This window comes from Chlorogloeopsis fritschii PCC 6912 (assembly GCF_000317285.1).
Classification (GTDB): Bacteria; Cyanobacteriota; Cyanobacteriia; order Cyanobacteriales; family Nostocaceae; genus Chlorogloeopsis; species Chlorogloeopsis fritschii.
On the sequence record NZ_AJLN01000095.1, the window covers coordinates 1 to 10266 of the forward strand.

Annotated in this window: 11 protein-coding genes and 1 pseudogene; 8 read left to right on the forward strand and 4 right to left on the reverse strand. The window is 40.3% G+C overall.

The window, feature by feature from the left end; genetic code table 11:
* The first annotated feature begins 233 nt into the window (after positions 1-233).
* Both UYC_RS0118155 and UYC_RS0118160 read left to right on the forward strand, forming a co-directional pair.
* Positions 234-854, forward strand: coding sequence for a flavin prenyltransferase UbiX (locus UYC_RS0118155; protein WP_016875897.1), 621 nt, complete (start codon positions 234-236; stop codon positions 852-854).
* 191 nt (positions 855-1045) lie between these two features.
* Complete coding sequence (locus UYC_RS0118160; RefSeq protein WP_016875896.1) at positions 1046-1750, forward strand: hypothetical protein; 705 nt, start codon at positions 1046-1048, stop codon at positions 1748-1750.
* A gap of 24 nt (positions 1751-1774) precedes the next feature.
* On the opposite strand, the gene UYC_RS0118165 is transcribed toward UYC_RS0118160, so the two are convergent.
* On the reverse strand, positions 1775-1969 hold the full coding sequence (locus UYC_RS0118165; RefSeq protein WP_026087539.1) for a hypothetical protein: 195 nt from the start codon (positions 1967-1969) through the stop codon (positions 1775-1777).
* A gap of 485 nt (positions 1970-2454) precedes the next feature.
* On the opposite strand from UYC_RS0118165, the gene UYC_RS0118170 reads away from it, so the two are divergent.
* From UYC_RS0118170 to argB, 3 genes are all read left to right on the forward strand, one after another.
* Positions 2455-4053, forward strand: coding sequence for a helix-turn-helix transcriptional regulator (locus UYC_RS0118170; RefSeq protein ID WP_016875894.1), 1599 nt, complete (start codon positions 2455-2457; stop codon positions 4051-4053).
* A gap of 77 nt (positions 4054-4130) precedes the next feature.
* The gene (locus tag UYC_RS0118175; RefSeq protein ID WP_016875893.1) at positions 4131-4688 is read left to right on the forward strand and encodes a shikimate kinase; all 558 of its coding nucleotides are present in this window, start codon (positions 4131-4133) and stop codon (positions 4686-4688) included.
* 322 nt (positions 4689-5010) lie between these two features.
* Positions 5011-5904 (forward strand): acetylglutamate kinase, encoded by an 894-nt coding sequence (gene argB / locus UYC_RS0118180; RefSeq protein WP_200862386.1) that lies wholly within the window; start codon positions 5011-5013, stop codon positions 5902-5904.
* Positions 5905-6083: 179 nt separating this feature from the next.
* Here argB and UYC_RS0118185 read toward each other — a convergent pair whose 3' ends face one another.
* A complete protein-coding gene (locus UYC_RS0118185; RefSeq protein ID WP_235082985.1) occupies positions 6084-6608 on the reverse strand; it encodes a hypothetical protein in 525 nt (174 codons plus the stop codon).
* 76 nt (positions 6609-6684) lie between these two features.
* Here UYC_RS0118185 and UYC_RS0118190 point away from each other — a divergent pair, with 76 nt between their 5' ends.
* Both UYC_RS0118190 and UYC_RS0118195 read left to right on the forward strand, forming a co-directional pair.
* Complete coding sequence (locus UYC_RS0118190) at positions 6685-7206, forward strand: tetratricopeptide repeat protein (protein ID WP_026087538.1); 522 nt, start codon at positions 6685-6687, stop codon at positions 7204-7206.
* Positions 7207-7394: 188 nt separating this feature from the next.
* A complete protein-coding gene (locus UYC_RS0118195) occupies positions 7395-8189 on the forward strand; it encodes a DUF3153 domain-containing protein (protein WP_016875889.1) in 795 nt (264 codons plus the stop codon).
* Positions 8190-8304: 115 nt separating this feature from the next.
* On the opposite strand, the gene UYC_RS0118200 is transcribed toward UYC_RS0118195, so the two are convergent.
* Positions 8305-9138, reverse strand: a complete 834-nt coding sequence (locus UYC_RS0118200; protein ID WP_016875888.1) for an Rpn family recombination-promoting nuclease/putative transposase — start codon at positions 9136-9138, stop codon at positions 8305-8307.
* 112 nt (positions 9139-9250) lie between these two features.
* On the opposite strand from UYC_RS0118200, the gene UYC_RS0118205 reads away from it, so the two are divergent.
* Positions 9251-9991, forward strand: a complete 741-nt coding sequence (locus UYC_RS0118205) for a Uma2 family endonuclease (RefSeq protein ID WP_016875887.1) — start codon at positions 9251-9253, stop codon at positions 9989-9991.
* A gap of 36 nt (positions 9992-10027) precedes the next feature.
* On the opposite strand, the pseudogene UYC_RS39520 reads toward UYC_RS0118205, so the two are convergent.
* A pseudogene (locus UYC_RS39520) lies at positions 10028-10266 on the reverse strand (hypothetical protein); the annotation flags it as partial.

A 10266-nucleotide genomic window follows, 5' to 3' on the forward strand; every position in this document is an offset into this window, starting at 1 on the left:
GAATGATTTTTGGGGTAAAACCGACTATTTATCTTCTAAACCCGCCCGTACAGTGGTTAGTGACCTAACATCTTGCAACAGTCTCAACAGCCACCAGGCAAAGCCTCAAAACCCTCGTTACCAGGTTGAACCTGGTAACGAGAAAACCCACCCTTACAGTAGTTAATAGCTAACAACTAACCACTAACAACTAACTACTAACTACTTAATTTCTCAATTTCACATTTAACAGCGTGTCAAATCAAACTCAACCACTAGTCTTAGGAGTATCAGGCGCATCTGGACTAATTTACGCAGTGCGGATGCTCAAATTTTTGCTTCAAGCCGACTATGCAATCGAATTGGTTGCTTCCAAATCAACCTACATGGTTTGGCAATCCGAGCAAAATATTCGTATGCCAGTAGAAGCTGTTCAACAAGAGCAATTTTGGCGAGAGCAAGCAGGAGTTGAAGTTGGAGGAAAACTACGCTGTCATCCTTGGGGTGATGTGGGAGCGAACATTGCCAGTGGTTCCTTTCGTACCCTCGGAATGATTGTGATTCCGTGTAGCATGGCGACAGTAGCCAAGCTAGCAGCAGGTTTGAGTTCTGACTTATTAGAGCGGGCAGCAGATGTGCAGATCAAAGAAGGACGAAAACTAGTGGTAGTTCCCCGTGAAACTCCTTTTAGCTTAATTCACCTACGGAATTTAACCACCCTTGCAGAAGCTGGAGTCAGAATTGTTCCTGCAATTCCTGCCTGGTACCACAATCCCAAGACGATTGAGGATTTAGTTGATTTTGTAGTCGCCCGTGCTCTAGATCAACTAGAGATTGATTGCATCCCAATTCAGCGTTGGCAAGGTAATCATTGATAATAAGAGGGTATAGGAGACAGGGAAGAGGACACGGAGAGGTAGGAACGCAAAGAAAGATTTTCCTCTTGTCTCCCTACGCCAGTCGCCCCAAGTCGGGGAACCCGCCCACGGCGCTGGCTCCTCTCCCCCTCCCCCTTTCTCTTCCTAATCCCTAGTCCCCAATCCCTAGTCCCTAATCCCTATTCCCTATGGCTATATTTCGCTTAATTCTATTAGTGGCACTATTAGGAGGACTAGCACTGTTATTAGCACAAAACTGGTCACCTGTCCTCCCACTAGTCTTTTTGGGTATGCAGACTAAGGCGTTGCCACTAGCAATGTGGATCTTATTCAGCACTGCTGCTGGTGCTGCTACTTCTTTAGCAATTTCTATCTTGTTTCAATTATCGAGTTATTTTACGGCACCAAAACGCCAGGCTCCATCCACATTTAAGCCACCAAAAACACGAACTCCATCTGGGAGCGATCGCCCTCCTACAGAAGAACCTAAATATACTTACACTAGTCCACCACCACCACAAAGTAAAAGTACTGACAGTAACCGTAGCAATGCAGAGGATTGGGAAACAAGTGGTATTAATGATGATTGGGATTTTGACGAGACGGAGGAAACATCTAAATCTCCTCAAACTACACAAGTTAGAGACTCTTATACTTATGAGAAACCGCAAGAACCACAAAGCGGCTATAAATCAGGTTCTGTATACTCCTACAACTACCGCGAACCTAAAAATTCTGGAGCGGGAAAAACTGAATCAATTTACGATGCTGATTATCGGGTGATTGTCCCCCCCTATCAACCACCGACTGATAACCAAGTCGATGGAGATGAAGATGATTGGGGATTTTTAGACGATGATAACGAAAATGAAGATGAGCGCACTCGTCGATAAGCAGAGGCAGAATAGTCTTGGTCTCTACTTAATACCACAACGTTCGCGAGACTCCTGCTTAACTTTGCCCATCATCGCAGCTTCCTGTAAAGTCATAAAAGCGTTCAAATCTTCTAAATCATAACGAGTTGTCAGCAATTGTCGCAGTTGATTTTCTGCCTCCACAGTTAAGTAGCCAGTTAATAAAGCTGTTTGTACAACGTCTCGAATCCGAGTCATGGTTGAAACCTCTAAAACCACACTTAATTTATTTGGCTCGCTCAGAACACGCAGTATTTTCTCTGTATATCCATCGCTCAAGATGGCAAAGCTTTTTTCAACCACGAAATAAATTGAGTCATTTTTTACACCTTTGAATAAAAATATACTGATTTGCAAATTAGACAAATCAAGTTAAATTAGTTCAGGTTGAAGCAGAAATAAGTTTATTACCAGAAACTTCTCAGTGTACTGATAAAAACACTTAACTACTTGAAACTTCTGTGGGTAGTGAATCCCTCTTCTTGAAGTTGACGTAAATTAGGTGGATAAAGTTTCAATCAAATTTCATGAAAGTTCCGTTAAGCCTAAAGATAGCGAAGCTGGAACTGTTAATTCACCTAACAAGTGTTATTAAATTCGTTATAACTTTATCATACATTCATTATTGCTTCATCAAACAGTCGTTAGTATGATTTCTAAATTACTTATAAGAAATAACAGTAATGACTGTGTCTAATTTTGAGAAGATAGAAGAGGAATTTCTAGAAGCAAATAATCATTGGGAAATAGAAAAATTATATGTAGATTTAGCCACAGCCAAAGGAAAAGCTCTAACCCCTGTTGAAAAAAAGTTTCTACGCGGCTTGCTTTGCGGTTTTAGTCCGGCTGAAATTGCTAGTAAAGTTTATAAAAGTCGTAGTAGTAGTACAGTTAGAGTCTATCTTTCTAATGGATTATATAAGTATATAGAAGATTTAGTTAGTAATCAAGCTGGATATGCAGTTAAAGTAAAAAACTGGAGTCGTGTAACTTATTTGTTGGAGAAGGCTGGTTACAAAAAACATTTACTAAAAGTAGATTTAGATAGCGATCGCATCACCACTCCGAGACAGAATGATTCTAATTTTGTCACTATTAAACCAGACTCACATCTAGATTTAGGTGAAGCAACTGATGTGAGTAGTTTTTGTGGCAGAGAAACAGAATTAGCCTTAGTTAAACAATATATTATTCAAGACAGTTGCCGATTATTAGTAATCTGTGGTATGGCAGGGATTGGGAAAACTGCTTTATCAGTGAAGCTAGTACAAGAGGTACAAGAAAACTTTGATTATGTGATTTGGCGCTCATTACATTTTGCCCCACCTCTAGAAAGCATTTTAACTCAACTCATTCAATTTTTATCTCCACAGCAACTAACTAATAGCATAGAAACAAGTATTAATTATACTATTTCGCAACTATTAGATTGCTTGCGTTATTCTCGTTGCCTTATCATCTTAGACCATGTGGATGCAATTTTAAGTAATAAATATACTGATGAACCAACAAACTTTAATCTTCCGACAAATAATTCTATAATCCAAAATAATTATTCTTACTCTCTACCTCATACAGGCTATCACCAAGGTTATGAAGAATATGGAGATTTAATTAGGCGCTTAGGAGATTCACAACACCAAAGCTGCTTATTGATAATTACACGAGATAAACCGAGAGAGATTACAGATTTGGAGGGTAAAACATTACCTGTTCGTTGTTTAAAATTAACTGGTTTAAATCAGGCAGAAAGTATAAAATTTTTTACCAATCAAGATTTACCTGGAGCTAGTCAAGAAAATATTATAAAAATTACTGAGTGGTATGCAGGCAATCCCTTATTTATTAAATTAGTTGCAAATAGAATTCATGAATTTTTTGGTGATAGTATAGAAGAATTTTTAGCACAGAACACTTTGGTTTGTGGAAACATACGAATAATATTAGACGAGCAGTTTAATCGTTTGTCTAGTTTAGAAAAGCAAATAATGTACTGCCTGGCAGTCAATCCAAGTTTTATTTCATTGCAGACAATAGAAAGTAATATATTACCAGGTTTGCCGCAACACTTATTATTGAAAGGTATAGAGCTACTACAAAAGCGATCACTGATAGAAAGACAAGCATCGAGCTATTCTCTAACACCAGTACTTAGAGAATATATCATTGAACGATTCATTGAAGAACATTGGAAATTGAGTGCAGAAAAAGCAGGCTCATTACTGATAACTCATACATTTTTGGCAAAGCAACTGAAAAATTATATCAAAGCAAGTCGTTGAAATGCAGAAAATTTAAGGTAAAGTAAAAAGCGATCGCTAAAAAATTGACGTTAATTATAGCTGGAGCAAAGCGACTGGTGAATAACTTATTAAAAGGAATTAACCTGTACTTAGTTGCAATGCCAGGAGCTGGTAAAACAACGGTAGGGCGTTTATTGGCTAAACAGCTAGGTTATGGGTTTATAGATACTGACGAAGTAATTGTCAAAGCAGTAGGGCAGCCTATTAGTCAAATGTTTGCCGAGCAAGGAGAAGCGGAGTTTCGCCTGTTAGAAAGCAAGGTTTTAGCACAAATTTGTGCAATTCAAAAGCTAGTAGTTGCCACTGGTGGAGGAATTATCCTGCGGCGAGAAAACTGGAGTTATCTACACCACGGCTTAGTTGTTTGGCTAGATGCAGCAGTAGATATACTGTATAGTCGTTTAGTAGAAGACACAACCCGACCGCTATTGCAAGATCCCGATCCCAAAGCAAAGTTGCGATCGCTCCTCGAACAACGACAACCACTTTACGCTCAAGCAGATTTGCGAATTACCATCACAGAAGGGGAAACACCAGAAGAAATTTCCACGCGAGTTTTAGAAGCAATTCCCAGCGTTCTCAAAAAACCAGATTCTCTGCCGAATGGTTGTTAGTTATTTTGTTAGTGGTTAGTCAATAGTCATTTGTCATTTGTTAGTGGTTAGTAGTTGGTTGTTAGTAGGGGCGGGTTTTGTTGATTATCTTTGGTTTAGAACTGACAATTTATCTTTTAAACCCGCCCGTACAGTGGTTAGTAGGGGCGGGTTTTGTTGATGATCTTTGAGTTAAAACCAACAATTTATATTTTAAACCCGCCCGTACAGTGGTTAGCTGGTTGTTCTCCTGGTGACCCTGAAGCTCCTCTCCCCCTCCTCCACTCTCCCCCAATCTGTGAGAAATTGTTGGGAGTACCAATTTAACTATTAAAAGCTCCTCATCATGATTAACGATACTGAATACATTCGGCAAGCCGCAGCTACTCGTGTGCAAGTGTTAAGCGAGGCATTACCTTATATCCAACAATTTACAGGCCGAACCATTGTTGTCAAATACGGCGGCGCGGCTATGAAAGATAGCAATCTCAAAGATAAAGTCATCCGCGACATCGTATTTATGTCCTGTGTTGGTTTGCGTCCAATTTTAGTACATGGGGGTGGCCCAGAAATTAATAGTTGGCTCGATAAACTGGGAATAGAAGCGCAATTTAAGAATGGTTTGCGGGTAACTGATGCGCCGACAATGGATGTTGTAGAAATGGTATTAGTCGGTCGTGTTAATAAAGAAATTGTCTCTTTGATTAATCAAGCTGGTGGTTCAGCAGTGGGGCTGTGTGGCAAGGATGGTAATTTAATTAAAGCTCGTCCTCAAGGAGAAGAAGGCATTGGTTTTGTCGGGGAAGTGAGCATTGTCAAGATTAAGATTTTAGAAACACTGGTTAGTAATGGCTATATTCCTGTAGTATCGAGCGTGGCTGCCGATGACACTGGCCAAGCTTACAATATTAACGCCGACACCGTAGCTGGAGAAATCGCAGCAGCAATGGGAGCAGAAAAGCTAATTTTGCTCACCGACACACAAGGGATTTTAAAAGATTATAAAGACCCCTCTAGCTTAATTCCAAAAGTAGATATTCAAGAAGCCCGCGAATTGATTGCTAATGGTGTAGTCAGTGGGGGCATGATCCCCAAAGTCAATTGCTGCGTGCGATCGCTTGCTCAAGGAGTACGTGCCGCCCACATTATTGATGGTCGCATTCCCCATGCTCTACTACTAGAAATCTTTACTGATGGTGGCATTGGTACGATGATTGGTGGCTCTCAATTTGTGTGACTAGGGGCTAGGGGCTAGGGGCTAGGGGCTAGGGGCTAGGGGCTAGGGGCTAGGGACTAGGGGCTAGGGACTAGGGACTAGGGACTAGAAAATTAAAAATGCAACCGAGCAAAAGTTTTAATTTTTACTTTTTAATTTTTAATTGATCTGTCCCCTGTCCCCTGTCACCTATCCCCTCTCTACCAGGGAGATTTTATGATAATGTGTTGTCTTCCTGGCTTACGAGCAGAAGAATCAACTATTGTTGGATTAATTAGTGTTGAGTTTCTAACACTAGGATTCACCAAAACAGGATTGACTAAGATAGTATCTCGGTCTTTGTAACGCCCGTGTCGGTATGGATGATAGGTGTGAGTGGGGTATAAGTAATAGTCGTAATCTGGGTACGGATAATAACTATGACCTGGAGATGAGTAATAGATGTGAGTTGGGGATGAATGATGGGTGCGATCCGGTGTCAGTCCTGTTACCGGATTTACAGGTATGGGAGCAGAGATGGGGCTTCCGTAAATAATGTTACCAACATTAGATGGTTGGCTACCTTTATAAAAATCTGCACCACCAATTATTTTTATTTCCGCGGAAGCAGGAGCGGCGGTTGCACTCACCAGGGCTACTGTTAAACCCAATCCCAGTAAATGTGCTTGGGGAAGCTTGATTTGAAACATATTTTTATCACCTTGCTTTGATAAGTTTTTTGACATAGTTGTTAACCAAAAGGATTTCAAAAATGTTGCTGCCATTGGCACAATGAAGGCAGTGCTGATTTGTGAGCAAAACGTGAGTTCAGAGAGTTTAGAGATAGCTAAAACTCGCTACCAGAAAGGGAGAGTCGCCCTTGAAAGCGGGCAATACCGAGAAGCTGTTGAACAGCTAGAAAAAGCCAGTGCCCTCTTGGTTCGTAATACTCGCCTTGGAGGTGAAGTACAAATTTGGTTGGCGACAGCTTATGAAGCAGCTGGACGCACACAAGATGCGATCGCTCTTTGCGAACAGCTCAAACGCCATCCCCACTCAGAAACCAGTAAGGAAGCACGGCGGTTGCATTACATTCTCAGAGCACCCCGATTACAACGTCCTAAAGAATGGATGACGGAAATTCCCGATTTTAGTGCACTACCTGATAACGAAGCCAAAATTCGTTTTACTGCTAATACTACCAAATCCTCTCAGCCTCGGAAGCCTCCGGAGGTAGAATTTGTTGACCTTAGCCAAGTGAATACCAAGGATAATCGCTTTATCTGGGTGGCTTTAATTGTTATTGCTTTGACGTTGGGTAGTTTAATTTGGTTCAGTTTATAAGCTAGGAGGCAGAGCAGGGCAGACAAGGGGAAAAGGAGACAAGGAGACAGGGGGAGTAATAAACAACCAACCATTGTATGGGCGGGTTTAGAAGATAAATTGTCTGTTTCAACCGAAAAATCATCAATAAAACCTGCACCTACTAACAAATGACTAATGACTAATAACTATTTAGGAGATTTAAATTGATGAATTTATCTACTTTTAGAAGAAGTTTCTTGGGGTTAAAGCATCTTTGCCTTGTGCTGGTAGCATCTCTGCTATTGTCAGGTTGTGTAGATTACCAAGTGGGGGTAAATTTCGATCATGCCAATAGCGGTGAACTGGTGCAGCATATTAAGCTAGGAGAACGGTTTAGCAGTTTCGGTGGCGATCCGATATACGAATGGTTAAACAGCATTGAGCAGCGAGCGCGTCAAGAAGGAGGCAAAGTCCGACGGCTTTCTAAAGACGAAATTATTGTGACAATTCCTTTCAACAATAGTCAGGTATTACAAAAGAAGTTCAATACATTTTTCCACCCCAATACTAATCCAAAAGCAGAATCTGTCTCGGAACTGCCAAAGATAGAATCCAATATGCTTTTGTATCAAAATAATTTTTTACTGTTAGTACGCAATCGCTTAATTTATGATTTAGATTTGCGATCGCTTGGTTTGATTTCTAGTCAAGGTAATGTTTTAGCTAATGCCGGTTCGATTCTGGATTTAGAATTTAGCTTGAAGACTCCTTGGGGAGCAAGAAACATTCAAAAAACTGAAAATGCTCCTCAAGTGCAAAGAAATAAAAATCAGCTAGTGTGGAAACTAAACCCCGGTGAACTTAACCATATAGAAGCGGTTTACTGGCTTCCTAGCCCCATGGGAATTGGTACATTGTTAATTGTTGTGTTTGTCACGGCAGGTTTTTACCTGCGATACAGGTTCATGCCCGATCCCAGAATTAAATTTGCTTCTAACTCAGCAGCTACTGTTGGGCAGTAGAATGTACATCCCACACCACTTTTTCTGTCATTAGTGGTTGTGGGTTCAAAATCTCAAATTTACTATCTTTTTCTACGTCTACTAATCCTTAAAAGTAGCGATCGCTTTTTAAAACTTATTGATTCGGAGGTATTTGCTGGGCTGCTTGTTGAACTTGTGTCACACTCAAATCTAAAGCTTGTGCGATTTGTTCTACACTCAAGCCCAATGCTAACAATTTAGGTACAGCTTCTAATTTTGCCTCTAAACGGCCTTCTTGTTTGCCTTCTTGTTTGCCTTCTTGTTTGCCTTCTTGTCTGCCTTCTTGTCTAGCTTCTTGATAAACTCGCGTTTGCTTCAACTCAGTTAACCCAAACATTGCCTCTATCTCCTCTCGACTCATCGCAGGAAACTTATAAACCAAGATTGTCTCTATTAATTCTAGTAATTGCTGCTGTTGGATATTAACCGCTTGCTTGGCGCGATTGATTAATTCTCTAGCAGTAGTAATTGCTGTATTTTCATTTTCAATGACTAATTTGATGGTAGCAATACCTATCGGTAGTGATGCAGCTTCACCTAATTCATCTAAATAAATTCTACTAATGCGCTGGCTGAGAAAGAATTCAATGAAATGTTCCTTATCACCAATATCTATACTTCTACTGGGATAAATAACCACTCCTTGCCAAGAATTTTTAGATTTATTTTGCCGTAAGTATAAAAATAATTCTGATACAAGACGCAAGTAAATATCTGAGTCAGGTTGGAATTGAACTTCGACGAAATAAATCGGTCTTTCTTCATCTTGAGTGGGAAGAAAGACACCATCAATTCTGAAAGCTGTTTGCTTGATTTCAACTGAAGAAAATTGATATAAATTTGCGGTTTCGGGAGGATTGCCAATCAGTTCAAAGAAGATGCTGGGAAATTCCTGAAATAAGCGATAGAAAATGCTGTCGGTTTTCAAGCTGCTTTTTGACGTAATTTAAGGCTTATGGGATTTTATCTAATAGTCTTATTGTCCATCAATCGCTGTCTATAAATCGCTATAATTTTGATGAATTTTAGGAAAACCAGCCATGTTAGAGTACAACTTGCCGAGGTACTTGCCCTCAGCCGAAGAACTACCCGACTCTGACGAAACTCCTGTGGATAATGAACTGCAAGAATTAATACCAAGCTTGCTGAAGGCAATACTGCTGATACTTTGGGCAGAACGTATGGACTGGTTTTTTGGGATAGATATGGGGATTTATTATCATCCCGATCAACCGCCCATAGTACCAGATGGATTTTTGAGTCTGGGGGTAGAACGGTTTTATGATGAAGAGTTGCGTCCCAGTTATGTGTTGTGGGATGAAAAAGTTGTGCCAATTTTGGTGCTAGAAGTAGTTTCCCGAAACTATCGTAAAGAATATACCGATAAATTTAATGACTATGCAAATTTAGGTGTACTTTATTACGTGATATATTCTTCTCGCCGTCGCCGCAAACCGCGTTTAGAAGTACATAAATTAGTTAATGGTCAGTACAAATTGCTAGAGGGAAATCCTGTTTGGCTACCTGAAATAGGCTTAGGAATTGGTTGCGAAAGGGGAAATTATTGTGGTGTGACAAGGGAATGGCTCTATTGGTATGACGAAGAAGGTAAGCGTTATCCTACGCCACAAGAACAAATTCAACAAGAAGCACAACGTGCTCAACAAGAAGCACAACGTGCTCAACAAGAAGCACAACGCGCTCAACAAGCAGAACAACGTGCTCAACGGCTAGCGGAAAAATTGCGTGAGCTAGGAATAGATCCAGAGAACCTGGATTAAGCTATTAATTTAGATTCGATTATGGTTCTTGATAAATTAATACTCGTCGGCGAGCCTTATAACCTCATCCATCAGTTTCAAATACTCATTAATGAATCTTGAAAGCTCATTCGTCAGTTTCAGATACTCGTTGGTGAGTCTTACAACCTCATTGATCGCTCTGGGATACTCGTCGGTGAGCCTTAAAACCTCATTAATCAGTTTCAAATACTCATCAACGAGTCTTGGAACGTAATTTATTAGTCTGAGATACTCATTAACGAGTCTTGGAATTT

Bases quoted from the DNA above. Each gene is read 5' to 3' on its own strand.
- UYC_RS0118160 (WP_016875896.1), top strand. From the start codon at position 1,046: ATGGCTATATTTCGCTTAATTCTATTAGTGGCACTATTAGGAGGACTA.
- UYC_RS0118165 (WP_026087539.1), bottom strand. From the start codon at position 1,969: ATGACTCGGATTCGAGACGTTGTACAAACAGCTTTATTAACTGGCTAC.
- UYC_RS0118170 (WP_016875894.1), top strand. From the start codon at position 2,455: ATGACTGTGTCTAATTTTGAGAAGATAGAAGAGGAATTTCTAGAAGCA.
- UYC_RS0118185 (WP_235082985.1), bottom strand. From the start codon at position 6,608: ATGTCAAAAAACTTATCAAAGCAAGGTGATAAAAATATGTTTCAAATC.
- UYC_RS0118195 (WP_016875889.1), top strand. From the start codon at position 7,395: ATGAATTTATCTACTTTTAGAAGAAGTTTCTTGGGGTTAAAGCATCTT.
- UYC_RS0118205 (WP_016875887.1), top strand. From the start codon at position 9,251: ATGTTAGAGTACAACTTGCCGAGGTACTTGCCCTCAGCCGAAGAACTA.